Origin of the sequence: Mariniblastus fucicola, assembly GCF_008087665.1 — a bacterium.
Lineage (GTDB): Bacteria > Planctomycetota > Planctomycetia > Pirellulales > Pirellulaceae > Mariniblastus > Mariniblastus fucicola.
In genome coordinates, this window is record NZ_CP042912.1 from 4886865 (window position 1) to 4905407 (window position 18543).

16 protein-coding genes are annotated in these 18543 nt (G+C 53.2%); 14 read left to right on the top strand and 2 right to left on the bottom strand.

Translation table 11 applies throughout. The annotated features are described in order from the left end of the window. The first annotated feature begins 183 nt into the window (after positions 1-183). From metK to ruvX, 6 genes are all read left to right on the top strand, one after another. Positions 184-1338 carry a methionine adenosyltransferase gene (gene metK / locus MFFC18_RS18125; protein WP_075082497.1) on the top strand — a complete coding sequence of 385 codons (1155 nt, stop codon included), beginning with the start codon at positions 184-186 and terminating at the stop codon, positions 1336-1338. 142 nt (positions 1339-1480) lie between these two features. Beyond that, entirely contained in the window at positions 1481-1981 is a 501-nt protein-coding gene (locus MFFC18_RS18130; RefSeq protein WP_075082496.1) for a hypothetical protein, read from the top strand. Position 1982: 1 nt separating this feature from the next. Beyond that, the gene (locus MFFC18_RS18135; RefSeq protein WP_238381169.1) at positions 1983-3386 is read left to right on the top strand and encodes a UTP--glucose-1-phosphate uridylyltransferase; all 1404 of its coding nucleotides are present in this window, start codon (positions 1983-1985) and stop codon (positions 3384-3386) included. A 156-nt stretch (positions 3387-3542) separates the two neighbouring features. Next, positions 3543-4619 (top strand): mannose-1-phosphate guanylyltransferase, encoded by a 1077-nt coding sequence (locus tag MFFC18_RS18140; protein WP_075082495.1) that lies wholly within the window; start codon positions 3543-3545, stop codon positions 4617-4619. 22 nt (positions 4620-4641) lie between these two features. Next, positions 4642-5703: an alpha/beta hydrolase gene (locus MFFC18_RS18145; protein ID WP_148618969.1), complete on the top strand. Its 1062-nt coding sequence runs from the start codon at positions 4642-4644 to the stop codon at positions 5701-5703. After that, positions 5700-6203, top strand: coding sequence for a Holliday junction resolvase RuvX (ruvX, locus tag MFFC18_RS18150; RefSeq protein ID WP_075082493.1), 504 nt, complete (start codon positions 5700-5702; stop codon positions 6201-6203). The genes MFFC18_RS18145 and ruvX overlap by 4 nt, the downstream gene beginning before the upstream one ends. A gap of 27 nt (positions 6204-6230) precedes the next feature. On the opposite strand, the gene MFFC18_RS18155 is transcribed toward ruvX, so the two are convergent. Further along, a complete protein-coding gene (locus tag MFFC18_RS18155; protein ID WP_162273902.1) occupies positions 6231-7589 on the bottom strand; it encodes a S1C family serine protease in 1359 nt (452 codons plus the stop codon). A gap of 13 nt (positions 7590-7602) precedes the next feature. Further along, positions 7603-9054: a S1C family serine protease gene (locus MFFC18_RS18160; RefSeq protein ID WP_162273901.1), complete on the bottom strand. Its 1452-nt coding sequence runs from the start codon at positions 9052-9054 to the stop codon at positions 7603-7605. Positions 9055-9230: 176 nt separating this feature from the next. On the opposite strand from MFFC18_RS18160, the gene MFFC18_RS25065 reads away from it, so the two are divergent. The 8 genes from MFFC18_RS25065 to MFFC18_RS18200 all read left to right on the top strand — a co-directional run bounded on the left by MFFC18_RS25065 (position 9231) and on the right by MFFC18_RS18200 (position 18478). Beyond that, positions 9231-10079 carry an SDR family oxidoreductase gene (locus MFFC18_RS25065; protein WP_075082490.1) on the top strand — a complete coding sequence of 283 codons (849 nt, stop codon included), beginning with the start codon at positions 9231-9233 and terminating at the stop codon, positions 10077-10079. A gap of 217 nt (positions 10080-10296) precedes the next feature. Beyond that, complete coding sequence (locus MFFC18_RS18170) at positions 10297-10623, top strand: calmodulin-binding protein (RefSeq protein WP_075082489.1); 327 nt, start codon at positions 10297-10299, stop codon at positions 10621-10623. Positions 10624-10843: 220 nt separating this feature from the next. Continuing rightward, complete coding sequence (locus MFFC18_RS18175) at positions 10844-11269, top strand: hypothetical protein (protein ID WP_148618971.1); 426 nt, start codon at positions 10844-10846, stop codon at positions 11267-11269. A gap of 487 nt (positions 11270-11756) precedes the next feature. Continuing rightward, the gene (locus MFFC18_RS18180) at positions 11757-12842 is read left to right on the top strand and encodes a DUF1559 domain-containing protein (RefSeq protein WP_162273900.1); all 1086 of its coding nucleotides are present in this window, start codon (positions 11757-11759) and stop codon (positions 12840-12842) included. A 39-nt stretch (positions 12843-12881) separates the two neighbouring features. Then, positions 12882-13664 carry a PEP-CTERM sorting domain-containing protein gene (locus tag MFFC18_RS18185; protein WP_075082486.1) on the top strand — a complete coding sequence of 261 codons (783 nt, stop codon included), beginning with the start codon at positions 12882-12884 and terminating at the stop codon, positions 13662-13664. Between the two features lie 92 nt (positions 13665-13756). Then, complete coding sequence (locus MFFC18_RS18190; protein WP_075082485.1) at positions 13757-15067, top strand: DUF58 domain-containing protein; 1311 nt, start codon at positions 13757-13759, stop codon at positions 15065-15067. Beyond that, a complete protein-coding gene (locus tag MFFC18_RS18195) occupies positions 15054-17540 on the top strand; it encodes a transglutaminase-like domain-containing protein (protein ID WP_075082484.1) in 2487 nt (828 codons plus the stop codon). The genes MFFC18_RS18190 and MFFC18_RS18195 overlap by 14 nt, the downstream gene beginning before the upstream one ends. After that, positions 17537-18478 (top strand): AAA family ATPase, encoded by a 942-nt coding sequence (locus tag MFFC18_RS18200; RefSeq protein WP_075082483.1) that lies wholly within the window; start codon positions 17537-17539, stop codon positions 18476-18478. The genes MFFC18_RS18195 and MFFC18_RS18200 overlap by 4 nt, the downstream gene beginning before the upstream one ends. Positions 18479-18543: the final 65 nt, after the last annotated feature.

Genomic DNA, 18543 nt, shown 5'->3' on the forward strand with positions numbered 1-18543 from the left:
ACAAAATACGGGCTTTTGACTGGAAGAATTGGCGGTTTTCGCTATCATACCGAACTGTTTGAGACGCTCGAGCCCGGGCTGTTTCTCTTTGTACGTATCCAGGTGACGCTAACGAAAGCGTTGCCATGCGGGCCCCACCTACCACCCAAGGCTCGCTGTAACTGTTTACCTCGGGAGAGTTTAGTGGCCTCTGGCAAATATCTATTTACAAGCGAATCCGTCAGCATGGGTCACCCCGACAAGCTGGCAGATCAAATTTCTGACGCAATTCTTGACGCGATGCTTGAGCAGGATCCTGCCAGCCGCGTAGCTTGCGAAACCATGGTTTCAACCGAGATGGCAGTCATCGCCGGCGAGATCACTTCGAAGGCCGACGTTGACATCGAGAAAGTCGTCCGCGACGTAATCCGCGACGTCGGTTACACGGATGCTTCGATCGGAATCGGTTGCGATTCATGTCAGGTGCAAGTCAACCTTGATCAGCAGAGCCCTGACATTGCGATGGGTGTCGACGCTGATGGTGCTGGCGACCAGGGTTTGATGTTCGGCTTCGCTTGCGATGATACTGAAGAGCTGATGCCTCTTCCGATCGCGCTTTCGCACAAAATTCTTGACCGCCTGAACAAAGCACGCTTCGACAAAGAAGTTGATTGGTTGCGTCCGGACAGCAAGAGCCAGGTGACGGTCGAATACGATGGCTTCAAGCCAGTTCGCATCGACACCGTTGTTGTTTCGACCCAACACGATCCTGGCGTCGACAACGAGACGATTCAAAAGTTCGTTCGCGAACAGATTGTTGAGCCTTTGTTGCCTGCAGAATTGAACAAGGGCGACATCAAGTATCACATCAACCCAACGGGTAACTTTGTGATCGGCGGTCCTCATGGCGACTGCGGGTTGACGGGTCGCAAGATCATCGTTGACACCTACGGTGGCTGGGGACGTCACGGCGGCGGTGCATTCAGCGGCAAGGACTCGACGAAGGTTGACCGCAGTGCGGCTTACATGGCGCGGCACGTTGCCAAGAACATTGTGGCATCCGGCCTGGCCAGTCGCTGCGAAGTTCAACTGGCTTATGCGATCGGCGTTGCTGACCCTGTCAGCGTTCATGTTGACACTCAGGGCACTGGCTCGATTCCCGATGAGAAGATTTGCGAAATCGTGACGGAGCAGTATCCGCTGTCGACTCAGGGAATCATCAAGTACCTCGAGTTGCGTCGTCCGATCTTCCGCAAGACAGCCGCTGGCGGTCACTTTGGCCGCAGCGATGCAGATTTCTCATGGGAGAATACTTCTTCTGCAAAGGCTTTGGCCGACAAGGCAAGTGCTTTGGTTTAAGTCTGAGAATATTTGAAAACACCTCGGCAGGAGTCTATCTCCTGCCTTTTTTGTGCGCAGATTCAGCTCCGCGGCAAACTCACGTTCGAAAATTAATATAATTCTGTTAGTCTTCCCGGACTGATTCGAACTGAGCCAACCAATGTCCGACCTTTCAGCCATAGCCAAATCCGACCCAGATTTTTACGATCCGCAAGCGATCGAAGCGCGGCTTAATGCGCTCGCCGGAATCGGTGATGAAGCACCGATACTGGATCAACCGGAAACTCCTGAACTGCAGGATCAGTTTCTCGCCGACACGACGTTGACCTACCTTGGTTCGCGCACCACTTCTCGAGGCGAAAACGGCCAGGACATCGACGCTCTGATCGAGTACCACCGGCTGGAAGTTTTGCCGAATCAATCAAGGATCATTCTTCATCTCGTTTTCCGTCCCGATTTCGAAACCGCCCCAACGATCGACGTGAATCTCGTTGACGTTTCCGGCCGGACGCGAATCACTCAATGCTCCAGATTCGGAGCACGAATCGAGATCACTCTTTCACAACGCCAGTCGTCCGCATCCATCATCTGCGTAGAAGCACTCTGCTCGACTCTGGCATCCAATGAACAACCTGATGCACCTAACTCACCGGAGACTTAAATTGAACGCGACAATCGACTCGGGACTTAGACAGCAACTTGAGCAATACGAGCAGCAGCACGTTCTGCAGTTCTGGGATCAACTCGACGCCGAACAGCAAAGTTCGCTCGCAGAATCCCTCTCCAATATTGACTTCGCCCAGCTTGGCGAACTCTTCGCTGCCGCATCTTCGGAATCCAGCTGGGCAGAGCTCGCAGCAGCGGCAAAAGTTCCTCCGGCCAAAACGTTGGAAGATTTTGCAAACGCCGCATCGTTTGCCAAAGCCCGCGAGAAAGGGCTGGAAACTTTGCGCGGTGGAAAAGTCGCCATGGTGATCGTGGCTGGAGGGCAGGGCAGCCGACTTGGATTCGATCACCCCAAAGGTCTGTTTCCGATCGGACCGATCAGCGAACGGACTCTGTTCCAGATCTTTTTCGAAAACGTAAAAGCTCGCGGCGCCGAATCGGACACCACGATCCCGCTGTACATCATGACCAGCCCGCCAACGCATGTCGAAACTGTAGAGTTCCTGAAGCAAAACAACTGGTTTGGAATCGACGAGAAAGACGTTCGCGTTTTCTGCCAGGGGACGATGCCTGCGGTAGATGAAAACGGAAAACTGATCCTCGAATCGAAAGGCAGCATTTTCCGCAGCCCCGACGGGCATGGTGGCACGCTTAAAGCGCTCGAAGTCAACGGTTGCCTGGCTGACATGGAACAGCGAGGCATCGAACATCTTTTCTATGCGCAAATCGACAATCCACTGGTTCAGGTCTGCCACCCCGCGCTGATTGGGTATCACGTTTTGTCGGGATCAGAGATGACGTCTCAAGTGGTCCGCAAGTCGGAACCGCTACAGAAAGTCGGCAATGTGGTCGAGGTCGACGGTGTTGTACAGATCATCGAATACAGTGACTTGCCAGAAGAATACGCGAGGCAGACGAACGACGATGGATCGTTGAAGCTCTGGGCGGGAAGTATCGCTGTCCACATCTTCACCGCTGACTTTCTCAAACGATCGGTCGCCAACGCGGATTCGTTGCCGTTTCATCGGGCTCACAAAAAAGTCCCGTTTGTGAACACCGAGGGTACTTTGGTTTCGCCAGACGCTCCGAATGCTTTCAAGTTTGAAAAGTTCATTTTTGATCTTCTTCCATCGGCGAAGAATGCGATCGTTTGCGAAGTCGATCCGGCAGAAGGATTTTGCGCCGTCAAGAATGCTCCTCCAGCACCATCGGAGACTCCGCAACACGTCAAAGATGCGATCGCCAACCTGCATCGTAGTTGGTTGGAATCAGCCGGCGCAACGGTGGCAGACGAAGTCAAAGTCGAAATCAGTCCATTGTTCGCGACGGACCGGGAAGCTCTGGCTGCGAAGATCGAACCCGGCACAACGATCGACTCTGACAAATACTTCGACGCCTGAAATTGGCTGACGCAGAATTCGCATCGCATCTACGTAGGTTGAAAGCTTCCGCACAACCACGGTGAGGATAGCGAGGTTCGTCGCAACAACTCGAAAACTCAAAACTGACGGCTCGGCAATTCGACCGGGCGTTTCATTTAAACAAGAAAACTAAAAATGATTTACGCAACGATAATGGCCGGCGGCGCTGGCACCCGGTTCTGGCCAGCCAGCCGCAAAATGACTCCCAAACAGTTGCTCAATCTGGCTGGCGACCGTTCCATGATTCAGTCGACCGTAGATCGACTCGGTACGTTGTGTCCGCCGAAAAATGTACTGGTCGTGACAAACGAAGTACTCGTTGACGCGATTCGCGATCAGCTTCCCGACGTTCCTGCTGAATCCATCATTGGCGAACCCGCAAAGCGGGACACGGCTCCCTGTGTGGGACTTGCTGCGGCGTGGGTGATGGCGATGGACCCGGAAGCAATCATGGCCGTGATGCCTGCCGACCACGTGATCTCGCCGGACGATGTGTTACAGAAAGCCATGCAACATGCGGCCAGCCTTGTCGAAGAAGACGAAACTCGAATCGTTACTTTCGGTATCAAGCCAACCTATCCGGCGGAAGTGTTTGGCTATATCGAACGCAGCGAAGAGCTGCCAGGGACTGAGTACCCGACATTCGATGTCGCACGATTCCGGGAGAAACCCGACGCAAAAACTGCTGCCGAATTTCTGAAAGCCGGCACGTTTTATTGGAACTCCGGCATTTTTGTCTGGAAAGCAAAGACGATTCTGGCAGCGTTGGAAAAGTTCGAGCCAGAGATGACAGCTCATCTGAAAACGATTCAGGCTTCGATCGGCACCGATTCATTCGCCGAAACGCTGACTAAAGAGTTCACTGCGATCAAGGGAACGTCGATTGACTACGCGGTCATGGAGCGATACGACAACGTGAAAGTTGTCGAAGCTCCATTTCAATGGGACGATCTTGGCAACTGGACTGCTCTTCCGCGGCAACGGGGAGTCGACGATGAGGGAAACACGATCGACGCGAAACACCTCGGGATCAAGACCAGCAACAGCATTGTTCGCAGTGATGACGATCACCTGATCGTCACCGTGGGCATGGAAGACTGCATCGTGGTACGCACTCCTGACGCGACGCTGATCGCAAACCGCAACGATGAATCAGCGGTGAAAGAAGTCGTCAAAAAGCTGGCTGAGAACGGCTGGACCGAGTATCTCTAAAGTGCAACGAACGGAGCGGCCCATGAGACACTTCATTTTTCTGGCCATCGTTTTTTTAATGGGCTCGCTCGTTCAAGCTCAGACAGAACCGAAGAAAAACGACCCGCCAAAATTTAGTTTCGGTTCAATTGAACCAAAAAACGTTGCATACCCAAACTGGAAAACAGCCACGTTTGGCGGGACCCAGTTCTGGACTGACGTCCGCGTTGCTTCCGACTGGCGGATCCAGCGCAACAGCAGTTTCGGCCATTTCCGTTTGCTTGATGAAGATAACATTCGCCAAGCCTGGGGTGAAGAATCGAAGTGCACCGCAGAGCTTGAAAAGAGACTGAAGACTGGAACGGTCAAACCGTGCCGAGGTGAAGTGGTCATTCTGTTGCACGGACTTTGCCGCTCGTGGCGTTCCATGAAGACACTGGCCGAGCATCTCGAAACGATGGGCTACGAAACGATTCTTTTTCGCTATGCGAGCTCTCGCCAGCCCGTTGCAGAGCACGCCCGCTGCCTGAGGCAAGTGATCGATTCGCTGCCTCCAGATGTAACAGAAATCAATTTCGTGGCCCATTCCCTGGGCAACATCGTCGTCCGACACTACGTTTCGGATTGTGCCAAATCATCCGATTGCAAACTCGATTCCCGAATCAATCGCATGGTTATGATCGGCCCGCCGAATCAGGGGTCGCGAATGGCGAGACTGATGAAAGACAGCTTGAGTTTCAAAATGATCGCAGGCGCCAGTGGAGCCCAACTTTCGCTCGGCTGGGAGAAACTGAGCGAGAATCTAGCGACGCCTGAATTTGAATTTGGCATCATCGCGGGAGGCTATGGTGCGGATGGTTCGGCATTGAGCAATCCAGTGCTTTACGGCCAGGACGATTTTACGGTTTCGAAATGGGAAACGATGTTGCCCGGCGCTGATGACTTCCTGGTCAAGCATCTGGTCCATTCAACGATGATGAATCAGCTGGAGGTACTTGAAGCGACAACACAATTCTTGGACAAGGGTTATTTCATCTCGAATGAACGCAAGCGGCCCATTCAATCGCTGCCAGCAAAACCAGGCCTTGAAGAGGTGGCGAAGTGAGCCACGAAGCGGAATCCTCGAATCCAGTTTCCGACCCGATTCCTGATTCCGGAAGAGTCATCGGTATCGATTTTGGAACGGCACGAATCGGCATCGCGGTTAGCGACCCCGGTCAGTCGATTGCCAGCCCGCTGGAGATTCGTCAGGTTCAGAATCAGAACTCGGACGGCAATTATTTTCAACAGCTGGTCAAAACGGAAACCGCGGTTGGATTCGTCGTTGGCCTGCCCGTTCACATGAGCGGCGATGAGAGCAAGAAATCTCGGGAAGCCGTAGCGTTCGGTCAGTGGCTGCACGAGATCACCGAACGCCCGGTTGCGTTTCACGACGAACGATTTTCCACAGCGATGGCCAAAGAAATCTGCTCTCAACTGGGCCTCAAAGGTCCGAAACGGAAAACCCACCTGGACAAAATTGCCGCTCAGGTGATTCTGGCATCCTGGCTGGAACTGGAAGACCGGAACCAGAACCTGCCGAAGTCGCTCGACTCAAATCAGTAGCGAGCGACTCATCAAGAAGCATCGCGCCTAGTACTTCTTGCCGGCCTTCATCGCGTCGAGCTGACGTTCAAGTTTACGAATCGACCGCTCGACTTCTTTGTTCTTCGACTCAAGAACACGTTTCTTCTTCGCGAGATCCTGGCGATTTTCGTACACCTCTTTGATCCGCTCGGTGATTTCACGTTTCATACGTTCCAACTCTTCGATCTTCGCAGAACTGTCATCGACGCCTTCGATGCTTTCCTCGACAGTCTCCTTGTTCGATTCCAGACGCTCCTGCATCGCAGCGATTTCCATCTCCGAGTTACGAATTCGACTTGCATAAACTTTCACAGGAGAAAACTCGCCCGTCTTAAGTTTTTCGATGACGGAGATGACGGCATCGATCGGAATCGCAAGGCTGGAAACACGACCAGAACGAGCGATGTTGATTCCCACGATCTGACCATCAAGGTCAACAACCGGACTGCCACAATGTTTGGCTTCGAGTGCCATATCATGCTGAAAAGCACGTGGAAAATTTTTGCCACGACGACTCAGACGACTACCCATACTGTTTTGAATTCGACTTCGATTGTTCATCGGGCTGACTGACGAAGCGTCGGCAAGCGTGAGCTTGATGACCATCTCTTCATCGTCCCGCTTGACGGTCAGCGCCACATCGGTGCCCGGCGTGTATTTGCCAATAGCCTGCTTCAAAGCGTTACGGTTTTTCACTTCAACCTGATCGATTTTCAAGATCACATCTTCAATTCGCAGTTTCGCTTTCTGAGCCGGAGTGTTTTCGACAACTTTGGTAATCAGAACGCCACCGTCGCTGACTTCGTCCAACATTTGAATGCCAATGAACGCCTGTGAGGCGGGAATCTTTCGCTCATCGACGCCAACGACGCCAACTTTCAGCGAACCGTTTTGATCGGTGGGCGAGACAATCCACTTCCCACGCGTCGGTGGAGCAACAGGAGCAAGAGGAGCGACTGCCAAGCCGTCTGCGTCAATCTTCAGCAGCGCGAGATCATTTTCGGTATCGATCCCAAAGACGCTGGCCGGGATCACATCCCCGTTGGGTAATCGACACTTCAAATCGCCGCGCATCTCGCTGGCCTTGGTCAGAATCAAACCGCTTGAGTCCACAACGGTGCCTACCGCAATCTGGCGAGTGCCGCTTTGGACGCGGACAGTCGACTCACCAGCCGAAATCGCAACCGGTTCGAAAACCGAGAGTAGCGACGAGTCTTCCTTGGTCAACGATCGTCGAGATCGCCGAGTCGTTTTGGAACTGCTGTCCTCGTCTGACTGAGCCGAGGCCGTCAAGGTGGACAAAAGGCTTGCGCCGATGAACGCGACGATGATCGCGGTGATCGAAAAATTGCCTGTCTTCTTCATGATACGCTCCATACTATCGAAACCCCACTTTTTCAGACTTCTCGCCAATCGTGACGTCAACTACTGTCTTTTTACCTTTACGCTGAACTTCAAATTCGACTTGCTGATACGGCTTCAAATCTGAAATCGCATCGTCGAATTGAAGCTTGTCATAAATTTCTTTGTCACCAACCCGGATGACTCGATCTGAAGATCGCAGGCCACTGCGGGCAGCAAGCGAGCGGCGAGGAACACTCGCGATGACATTCGTTCGCCCGCGAAAATTCAAGTTCACTTCCGGATCTCGATCGTGAACAACCGGATTGATCAAAGCAGTCCAGTTATCAACAAAGTCGTTCGACGGAACGTGAAAGTTCTGCCTCAACTGCATACCGATGCGGCTGTGAATTCCGACTACGCTTCCATCCATTCCGATCAGAGGTCCTCCAGAGTCACCGCCGACAAGCGTGCAGTCGGTGCTGACGTAGACGCTATCTTCTTCGCGTTTAATTTCGTTGATTCGGCCGACCCGAAGTACGATACCGCGGTCTTCATCGATGCCACCGGGATGGCCGACTGCGATGACCCACTGACCGAGCTTGAGTTCTGCAGAGTCACCAATTTCGAGATAGCTGAATGAAGGGAGATCATCTGCGACAGCGAAACGGTCTACTTTTTCAGGGCCGGTGTCCTCTTCAGAATCACCTTCGGCGTCGGATTTGTCTTCTTCGTCATCGGATTCAGAGTCACCAGAATCTGATTCGGGTTCCTCCTGCTCATCCGGCACGTCTGTATCAGAGCTGTCTTCGTCAGAGCTGTCTTCGTCAGAGCTGTTTTTGTCAGAGTCCATTTTGGAATCGTCGGACTCATCAGCCTCCGGCGTTTCCTCCTCATCACCATCGTTCGAATCAGCATCCTCAACTTCGGCTTCTTCTTTGCCTTCGTCCTTGGACGGATCAGACGCTTCAGGCACCATGGCGTAAATCTTCAACAGTCCAGCATCGAGTCCTCGAAACAAACCTAACGTCTGAGCTCTGGCGCGCGAACCGTCCGGGAACGTAATGATCGCCGATCGGTTGGGAATCGAAATCACGTGTGCTGCCGTCAGGATGTAGCCGTCACTGGTCACCACCACGCCGCTGCCCTGGCCCATGCCTGACTGGATATTGACGACCGCGGGTTCGACTCGTTGATAGAGACTTGCGACGTGATCTTGCATTGCCTTCAGTTGATCAATCGACGTTGGCGATTCTCCAGAGTTCAAAAACTCCAGATCGGCAATCGTGGACTTGTCCACCAATCGCGAAAGCTCTTCACTGCCTTCTTCGGATTCACCAAGAATCGTTTCGACTTCAAGCAGGATGTCGCCTTGAACTTCAAGCGTCTGGGCAAACCCGACTGGAACAGAAACAAAAAGTGCGACGAGGCAGATCAAAGAAGCCGCTCGCAGATAAAACGTTGTTCGCAGATCGTTCAATTTTGACATCCAAATTCCGCAGTAACAAAACTTCTGGCCCACGATACAGTTTATCATGGGAATTCAATAATACCGTTGCGCTAAAGGTTAGGTCGAGTTTTGTAGGTCCTTCTATCATAGACCGCAAATTTGGGCCATTATGCACCGCTGCGGTTCTTCAACTTCACCAACTAACCCTTAAAACTGTGAAAAGACTCGTAATTGGCTGCGGATTTCTTGGTTTACCACTGGCAAAATTTTGGCAATCCAGCGGCGACAGCGTGCATGTGACGACGCGCAGTGAGCAACGAGCCGCCGATTTTTTTGCCGCAGGACTACTGCCTTTAGTATTGGACACTACCAAACCGACGACGGTTCAGCAGCTTGAATCGATGGAGTTCGACACGGTCGTGTCTGCCGTCGGCATGGACCGCAGCCAATACAAAAGCGTCCATGATGTATACGTCGGCGGGATGCAAAACGTTCTGAATCATCTGAACGAAAACACGGGACAGCTAGTTTACGTGAGCTCGACCGGCGTTTACGGCGATTTCGATGGAGCGTGGGTCGACGAGTCTTCTCCGACCGACCCGCAGCGTGATGGCGGCAAGGCCTGCCTGGCTGCCGAAGAGCTTTTGAAGGCAAGTCGCTTTGCTGACCGGACCACGATTTTGCGAATGGCGGGTCTGTATGGAAACGAACGGATTCCGACGAAGTCCGCGGTTGCATCGAAACAGTGGAGCAAACTTTCAGCCACCGGATTTCTGAACTTGATCCACGTAGACGATGCGGTGCAAGCGATTTGCGTCGTTTCGGACCGACGGAATTTCGCGGAAACCTATTTGGTCGCTGACTCGAATCCGACGTTGCGCAGGGAGTACTATCAGTATCTTGCCGACCAGTTCGAGCTTGGCCCAATTCCATGGAGCGACGCTCGGCCGGACCCGAACTCCCGCGGCTCAAGCAGCAAGCGAATCAGCAACCGGAAACTGCTGGAGCAAACGGGTCTGGTTTTGAAGCATCCAGATTTCCGCAGCGGCCTGGCCGGAACCTGAACCGAAACCGCCAGCAAGTTCGGGCGATCGCCAATGGCTGGGTAAACTTTGCGGGCACGCGAACAGGAGTTCTCCAGATTGTGCGGTCATTGCAGCATATTCAGTTAAACGCGGCTATGCCGGCCAGCCGAATAGTGCCTTGAGTAGAACCGACTCGATGTCGTTCATATCAGGACCCAGTTCAGGCGGCCTTGCCGTCCCAACGGAGGAATTCTCCATGTTTCGTCGAATTTGCATTGCTGCCGTCTGCGCCGTCGCGCTGACATTGGTCGCCACCGAGACCAGCCAGGCACAGGAAAAAGGTTATGGAGCCAGTTGGGGTGTCCGTCAATCTTCTCAAAACCTGAGCCGATTTTACCATTACCCCTACGTCACATATCCCCACAACTACTGGGGCAACGAGTACTTCCGTAGCTCGGACAACATGTACCATCGCTATCCTGCAGAAATGCGGATCCCGGTTTACAACAAGCAGTGGCACAACTATTACCCGTCGCCACGTCGCTATCATTGGGGTCACCACTTCATCACGGACGTCTTCTAGGACGGTTCGTCGAGAATTGAACACACGCTTCGTTTGAAGCGAAGAAACGCCCTCCAATTTCGGGGGCGTTTTTTAATTGATACAGCCCGCACCTGTTCCCGGTTTGCCAAATTCGGAAAATGTTCCCGCAAAATTGGAACAGTTTCTATTGACGCACGTACGACACAAGTAATACTACCTTTGTCGGGCCGCCAGAGCATACCTTCTTGTTCTGGTTATCATGCGTAGCAGTCAATTCAAAACCTGGTTCTTGCTGGGCTACCTGGTTCTATTATTGAACTTTGGGCCGTCGCTGCATCACGCCCAGATTTTTGGGTTGCACAGCCATTCACATCGCAACGGTAGCGACGATACTGCGTCCGGCTCTTCTTGCTGTTGCCACCACCATTCCGGCGAAACGCTCATCGCGTCGCTTTCTGTCAACGACACAGGCGACCATGATCCCTCCGTAGCTTCACTTCGAAGCGTCAAAAGCGGAGTTCACGACTGTGCGTTTTGTAAATTCTTCGATGAATACAACGTCGTCGTAGACTCGTTTGAGTTGCAACACGTTGAACAACCAATCTTCCTTTTGGCGTCCCTACGCCCCAGTGCCGCAGCGGCCGAGTTCGTGCCGACAATTGCACGCGGTCCACCTGCTTCGTAAGTCGCCACTGATCTGGTACTGACCCTATTCAAAACTTGGCCTTGAAGCGTCACGCTTCCGCACGGCACTGAATTTGTCGTGCGTAACGCTCGGTAAAGCCCTGCGGTTTTGAAAATGGCTTGCACAATCACGTTTTAGTCTGCTCGATTTGCGCGACCAACTCGTGACTGGATTCTCCAGATCTCTTTCATTCGGCGATCCAAAACCGGAAGTGGATCTTCTGCCTTAAATGACTAACGTGCTTTCCTCCTGAGGACCATCCTGTTGATGGCTGGCGCGTTCGTGCTGCTCACTTGTACGAGTTCGCGATGCAGATCTCTCTCACAAAACAACTCAGCAAACGCCGTCGTGGGCAACCGCGACGTTCAAGGCGGCCCGACAAATCCGTTTCGAACTAACGGTCTGCCCCGACGGTCTTTTGCTACCCCTCCGCTGCCTCACACTCCGTCCGTGTGAGCCCAAGGAAACTATGTCTGAAGGAAGTCAAATGTCACGAACCGACCAACGCCAAACCGGATTTACGCTTGTTGAACTTCTGGTCGTAATTGCGATTATCGGAATCCTGATCGGCATGCTGCTTCCCGCAGTTCAGTCCGTGCGGGCGGCTGCAAGACGGACGGTCTGCGCGAACAATTTGCGACAGATCTCTCTGTCCGTGTTGAACTATGAGTCCGCACATGGCTACTTCCCCGAGAATCAAATTGGGCCTGGCGAAGCCAATGGTGCCGGGGGATTCGAGACCGGTTACTACAGCTGGCTCGTTCCGATTTTGCCGCACATTGAACAGAACAATCTTCACGACCTTTTCGACCTCCGCGTAAACAATGGCGACGGTGACGGTTACAAGGTCAGCGACACGCATATCAACGCAAACGCAGTCTCCACGTTGGTGCCGACGTTTCTTTGTCCTTCCGACGAACCCAACACGGAGAACGAGGTCATCCTGGGCAGTGCCAATCCAGCACCGGGCAACTATGCTGCCAACGCAGGATGGCCATCCTATTCAAGCGGCTTCTCTGGCGAGCGAGCAACTCCCGGACGTTACAACGGAGTCATCTCGCTTCGTCACCCATCGAGTCCAGTTTCATGGCACGGCAATTCCCGTATCGGTTTCGCCCACGTCAGCGATGGTTCTTCGAACACGGCACTGGTTTCCGAGCGTCTGATTCAATCCGGAAATAGCGCGACTGCGATTAACAATGGCGATGAACGACTTCGTTCACTGCACATCGTCGAACGCGTTGAATCACAGCCAGAGATCGTCGACCAAATGGCCAGCTCGCATGCTCACGTTTTCGAATCGGCTCATATCGGACGCTCGTGGTCCAGCGGGTCGCCGCTGACGGCACCGACTTACATGCACGTGCAAACTCCGAATTCGACGATCGGTCACTACAACACAAGCATGGAGCAAGGTGACTTTGTTGTCACACCGAGCAGCCAGCACACCAACGGAATCAACCTTGGCATGACCGACGGTTCCATCCATTTCGTTTCTGACTCGATCTCACCGGAGGTCTGGTGGGCGATTGGTGGACGGAACGACGGTCGCGCCGAAACACTTTCAAACTAATTTCCTACAGCAAGTTTTTTCTAATCTGGAGTATCAACTATGAAGTTTCGTTTCCTTTCCCTGATCGCAGCTGCCGTACCGTGCTTGCTTGCGACCAACGCATTTGCCCAGCACGCAGGCGATGTCGAGGTGGGCTATGACAGCCTTGCCACACCAAGCTCGCTGATTGTCGAAGTCATCGAATCGACTTCAGAAGGGATTGCACTTTTCGAAGCGGATTTTGAAGAGCTGGATCCATTCAACGCAGGTGACTTCAGCGCCGATGAGCCTGGCTTTAACACCAATCCTGGCGAAGGATTGTTGGTCAACACCGGAGACCAAATCTGGCTGAACGTTCTGGATGCGTCTGTCGAGTCTTCATTTGGCGTTGGCTACGTCAACTACTTCAACCCAACCACGAACATGCTGGAAAACTCTGGCCGAATGTCGGTGCTGGGCAACAGCACATCTGTCGGAGACCTTTTCCTTAACGGCGGCTCGATTGAATCAGGAAGCACACGCCAGTTTATCGACGCAGGGGACGCTGACCAGGAAATCCATGATCACGTTGTCTTTGACTTGCTGGATGACGCTTCGGCACCTATTGGCGCGTACGGTCTGCTGATGGAACTGGAAAGTGATTTTGATGCCGACGGAACCGCAGAACTGGTTTCAGACAAATTTTGGCTGGTCTTCAATTACGGCATGGATGAAGGCGATTTTGACGATCGAGCTCTGGCAAGCTTTGGACTGTCTTCAGTTCCTGAGCCCGGCTCGCTTGCGTTCTTGATGCTTGGTGCCGCCGCGATTGGATTGAAGCGTCGCAGAAACGCGGCTTGCTAACGCGACGACGATGAAGCTTTCTGAAGCCAGGCTCGACGGAACGAGCCTGCTCCAGGAATTCGCCATTGCTCAGGAGTTTCAGGAATCGACCAATGAAGCATTATCTCGAACGTCTTTCGGTATCCGTTTTACAATCGGCGAACCATGATTTTTGCCCGAACCTGAACCGATACGTCTACTGGCTAAAGCAGCCGTTTGGCTGGTGCATCGTGGCGATTTTATTCTCACTGCTGGTCGGATTGAGCGTCGGACCGCAAGGATACGTGTTGGCGTCTGTCTTCCTGGCGTTGCTGGTTCTTGGAACAGCTTGGCCGTGGCTATCGATGAAAGGCATTCATTGCAGCCTCGCTTTGCCGTCTGGCGCGATGAAAGAAAACGAACCTGGGCAATTCGTTCTTGGCGTTCGCAACAACTGGCCGATCCCTGTTTTCGGCGTCACCGTTGAAGGCGATTTCCTTCAAGGATTCGATCCGGACGACGACCCGATCGCTTTTTCACTAAAACGAATTCCCGCGTTCTCCAAAACCGAGTTCCCCGTCGCAATCACTCCGCGACGAAGAGGCGTGTTGCCGGCTGGCGAAGTGCGAATCTGCAATGGGTTTCCGTTTGGTCTGGCCGCAGTCTCAAAACCCGTAGCCGAAATTGCGACAACTCTGGTTTGGCCAGAATGCGAGACGCTTCAAGGAAGTCCGCCAGCCGATGGCAGCCTGTTTAATATCGCTGGAGCCCTTGCTGACCGGGCGGGAAATGATGGCGAATCGATCGGCATTCGGTGCTATCGCGAAGGCGACCGACTAAGAAACATTCACTGGGCTCAAACCAGTCGATCGCAAAAACTGATGGTTCGCGAGCGTCAAACGCCGTCTTCTGCCATCTCAACAGTATTGCTGGACTTGTGTCCGGATCACCATTCAGGACGCGGTGTCGACAGTAGTTTCGAATGGTCCATTCGAATCGCGGCAAGTATTTGCTTCCAACTCCATCGCACCAATGCTTCATTTCGAGTCGTGTGCCTTGGCCTGCCGAGGAATGTGCCACACACGAAAGGAAATGCACGCGGCATCGAGCCTGTGATGAGATTCCTTGCGAGCCTGCCGACGCTGAAAATGCAGCGGGAGTCATCGGATTTGATTCCGAAGAACCGCCCCAATCCGTCACTTTCAAACCAGACGTTTTTCGTTTGCACGAGTGATTCTCCTGTGATGAATTCGGCGGGAGCCAGGATCGAACAAATCGTAATCGAGCTAAACGGTTTTGCGGATAGTCATTCAGAACTCAGGAACGGGAAAGAGAACCGTCCGGAAAAGCATCGCCACGGCGGCTTTCTCGTGACCGCGCCGAGATTGGCAGCAAGTCAGCTCGAAGTTGCCTGGCGAAGGAGTTTCGGTCATGCGGCTGGATAGCCCAAATCGAACCAGCCCAGTTCCTGTTAACAACGAACTGCACTGGAATCCAATCGCTTTGCTGGGGGCGTTGCTGGCGGGCTTCGCCGTGCACATGTTCCGGATGGACCATCATCGCTGGGTGCCAGCGATCTGGATCGAGTTCGCGGCTTTCTCATTGGCTTCTGTCGCAATGTTTTATGTGGTAAGGCGCTGGATCGGCCGTCGCAAGACTCCAGTCCCCCAACAGACAGTCGCCTATCTCGCTCAAGCGGGTGCTGCAGTTTCCGTTCTGGCTCTGATCGCCTGGCATCTGATTTCGCGGAACATCGGGCTCGGCGATGCCAACGAGACCGTCGCTCTATTGGCAGTGCAATGCATCAGTTGGCACATTGCAGTTTTTGCGTCGGTAAAAGGTTTTGAGAAGACAAGCCTGGTGCTGTGCGGCGCGATCGTATTCTTCGTCTGTTGCATGACCAGTCGATTCGACATCCTCTTGCTGGGCTCCATTTTTGCCGCCGCGGCCCTTTGGTGGTTGGCCGGGATCTACTGGTCAACGCTTGACTCAAAAGCCATCGACGGCAATCCAAAAACGATTCAAATTCACGGAGCATCGACTGCCATCGGAGTGATTGCGATCGCGATCGGGCTTGGGATTGCAATGCTCGTCCCTTTGTCAACGAACCGGATTTCTATCCGTGGCTTCATGCCATTTTCGGGCGGAGAAGAAGGCTATCAGGACGAATTTGCGACTTCTGGTGTCGGCGACGGAAACATGCTGATGGCCGGGAATAACGCAACCACGACCGGAGCAGTAGATTCGAACGAGTTCATCGAGGACGACAAGCCTTCGATGTACGACGTGATGACGGAAAAGTACGACGGACCAGCTCGCAAAAAAAAGTTCAATCGCGCGGTTGCTCTCGATGAGGTCGCCAAACACATCCATGACGTTGTGCAGTCTGAACAATCTGGCAGAACGTTCCGCACAATGCGAAACACGGACAAAACTTCCGACATCAAACTGAAAGACAAGCTGACGAAGGCTCTGTTTTTTGTGGAAGGATCGGTGCCGGCGAGGTTCGTCATTGAATCGTTTCAACATTTCGACGGGCTGGACTGGACAAGGTTACCCCTTGAAAAGACCGGTCCAACGCCGCCCAAACTGGTTTTGCAAACGCGAATGGAAAAGCCGGTTTTCAAGATGTGTCTTTTCAGGTCCGGCTACCTCACTTCGAGTCGCAGTCATCGAGTGAAGATCATGCGACTGCAAACTCCGAACCTTCCTTCGCCAGCCTTCCTTGATCGATGGCACATCGACCGGGTGAATGACCCGCAAATCTTCCAATGCAACGATGCCGGCCACGTGCAGTTTGCGGGAGAAGTGATTCCCGAGCAAACGGTGATCGACGTTCAGGGCTATGTGCCGAACTACCACACCATGCGATCCGCAAATGACCTTCGCAACTGTCGGCCTACCAGTTGGGGAAAGAAGATGTTGGGCAAGCTGGCTGGGGAGACCGAGGAGGATCCAGATCCGGCTTGGCAGCAAACGATGCCGAAGCTGTTCGACAAAGAGAACTCTCCGTTTTTACAAATCCCGGACAACGGTTCGCGTCAAGAAATTGAATCGCTGGCGAAAGCCTATACAGAAGGCATCCGTCCGGGCTGGAATCAAATCGAAGCCATCGTCAATCGCATACGGGAAGATTTTGAACTCGATCCTGAGTCCTCGGACGGCGGCAGTTCGGATGTCGTGATCTTAGAAGCCCCGGAGGACACCGTTGGGCAATTTCTGGATCAAAAAGGTGGGCCTTCCTGGATGTTCGCATCCAGTTGCGTCATGGCATTGCGAAGCGCGGGCTATCCCACTCGTTTGGCAAGCGGTTTTCTGGTGAAAGAAGAGGACTACAACCGGAAGGCTCGTCAATCGATTGTCACATCCGACAACATGCACATGTGGCCGGAAGTATGCCTGGACGGAAAGTACTGGATCCCTCTTGAGCCGACTCCGGGATTCCCGGTCCCGTACAGTACCGAAACGATGTGGCAATGGCTGACCTCGAAAGCATACGCCGCCTACTATTGGATTTGCGATCACCCGCTTACCTGTTTCCTGGTGGCGACGGGTCTCGTTTTGACCTACCTGTATCGCGTGAATTTCATCACGTTTCTGATGTTGATCTGGTGGCACCTGAGTCGATGTTTCTGGCCTCAAAACTTGCTTCGTGCGACGAGGCAATTGATCGATCTACGATTCTGGGCGGCAGGTGACAGCCGACCGCTGTCCAAAACGATCATGTCCTGGTACAGCCGGGTCGATCCGGGACTTTCGACTGGATTCTATGACCTGTGGAACGGCCAGAACTACGGCGACCAACAAAACATTGGCCGAGCGGATCTGGCTGCTCACTGTCGGCAGCAGATCGAACAATTGACCCTCAAGAAAATCAAAACGTTCGTCATCGAAAAATCCAAACGAGAGGCACCATGATTCAGAACCTTGAACCGAAGATATCCAACGAGAAAGTTGACGCTCTCAGGGATGCTCTGAACGCTGCATTGGTCGGCAAAGCGGACGTCGTCGAAATGGTCATCGCTTGCATCCTTGCTCAGGGACATCTGCTGTTCGACGACCTCCCGGGACTTGGAAAGACAACGCTTGCGAAAGCAATTGCGTCTGCGATCGGAGGCAATTTTGCGCGTGTTCAATGTACGCCTGACCTGCTTCCCACCGACATCTCCGGCTTCAATGTCTTTAACCAAAAACTGCAGGAGTTTCAGTTCAGACCGGGCCCCGTTTTTTCGGACCTGTTGTTGGCAGACGAAATCAATCGGGCAACGCCGCGAACACAGAGCTCGCTTTTCGAAGCGATGGCAGAGTGGCAAGTAACGCTGGACAATCAAACGATGCCGTTGGCCAAGACCTTCCTTGTGCTGGCGACTCAGAACCCGACCGAAAGCCATGGCGTGTTCCCGCTGCCAGAAGCTCAGCTTGACCGTTTTGCGATCAAGCTGAGCATTGGATATCCGTCACGGCTCAATGAGATCCAGATGCTTGCGGACAAGGTGGGAGACACCGGAGATGCTGTCGAACCACAACCGGTTCTCACTCTTGATGAGCTGGAAAAGTTCCAAAAAGAGGTCGTGGGCATCAAGGTCAGCGAAAACGTACGCGGCTACCTCGTCGATCTTGCCGCGGTCACAAGAGATCACGACGAAGTCGATACCGGATTAAGCCCGCGTGGCCTGATCATTTGGCAACGAATGGCCCAAGCCTGGGCGTGGATGCGAGGGCAGGAGTTTGTCACGCCAGACGACATCCAAACGGTCGCCAAACCGGTCCTTCGACTTCGAATCTCCAGCCGGAAAATCGATGCGGATCGAATTATCGACGAAGTCATCGACTCTGTGAAAGTTCCCGGCCTGTAGACCTCGATCGTTCAACCTTGATTCAATTTTAAAACTTGTTGCGCCAGTGATTATCCGGCGCTCAC